This window comes from Ruegeria sp. AB5, from assembly GCF_056542645.1.
In genome coordinates this window covers 1-1,276 of sequence record NZ_JBQGAE010000060.1, presented here as the reverse complement: position 1 = coordinate 1,276, position 1,276 = coordinate 1, and the positions used below count along the sequence as shown (strand labels likewise).

Genomic DNA, 1,276 nt, shown 5'->3' with positions numbered 1-1,276 from the left:
CGGTTCATCGGTTCATCGGTTCATCGGTTCATCGGTTCATCGGTTCATCGGTTCATCGGTTCATCGGTTCATCGGTTCATCGGTTCATCGGGCCGCCGCTACGCCTTGGCGCACACTGCAGCACTAACCGGTTACATCATCCTGACAGCCTAACATCCGGCCGCAAGTCGGGCACCGCGTGTGGGTTAACTGACAGTCCGCCCCTGGTTTCCGGATTGGGTGGTCTGACACAGCCGTACTGCCCTCTGGTGACGCCCTATGTGGCGGTTACCGGTGCGAGATCAGCTGCAACTCCCTTACACTTTTTACCGCGATCAGAACGGACGGCGCGAAAGCAGCGCGGCCGACCGTCAACTGTGGTTCGCTTCCGGTTGAGGCTCAAACAACGCCTCCGGCCGATGCCCATACCTTTGCCCGCATTTCTACCAACCCACTGACTGCCTGACGGGCAGGGCGGTGCCTTGCCTCGATTGTGCTCAAGTCCCTCACAGGAGAGTTTCAGAATGACAAACCAGTCCTCAGATACCCAGCCCGCCCTTCGCCCGCTTAATGTCTCGGTTCGGGCTGGTCGTTTGACCAAGTTCAAGGGGCGTGTGGCGAGCATTGCACCAGGTTTGTTGGTTGTGGCAACTGCTGCGGCGCTTGTCATCGGAGGAGCGGACCAGGCTGATGCTCAGGCGGCCCCCGCTTGCGGCCAAATAATAAACGGCGTCGTCAGAGTGTGCCCTGACGCCAGCATTCCCTCTCCGGGTATCACTCCCCACAATGGCATCGAATACAATGCCGGGCCAGATGGGCTCACTCTGATGCTTGATGCCCCAGACAACGCAGACAATTACGCACCCATCACGGTGGAAGCTTGGGGTGTCTCTGGGGCGGCAGTGCGTGGGGCGGATAATACTTCAGGCGATATCGCTGTGCTACTGCACCACGGGAGCGTTACCACTGATGGTCCGGCGCTTAACTACAATAACCACGGGCTTGAGGCGTATACCGAGGGCAGTGGAGATGCGACCGCGCAAATGAATGGCGGGGATGTCACCCCGCATGCTGTCCTTAGTTACGGGCTTCGGGCGGAGATCAAAAACGCGGGGAGTAACGCCACGGCGAAGGTGGAAATGACCGAAGGGCGTATCAATAGTCACAGCGGATCAAGCTCTGGGCTTTCTGCAGGAACCGACTCCATTGGTGGCGCGGCGATCGCTGAAATAAGTGGCGGCACAATCACCACGCACGGCGGAGCGTCTCATGGGATTGCTGCGTCGGTCAACAAAAA

1 pseudogene is annotated in these 1,276 nt (G+C 58.8%); it reads left to right on the top strand.

What is annotated here, in order from left to right:
• Nucleotides 1-503: 503 nt before the first annotated feature.
• Nucleotides 504-1,276 (top strand): annotated as a pseudogene (locus ACR0L4_RS23580) (hypothetical protein); the annotation flags it as partial.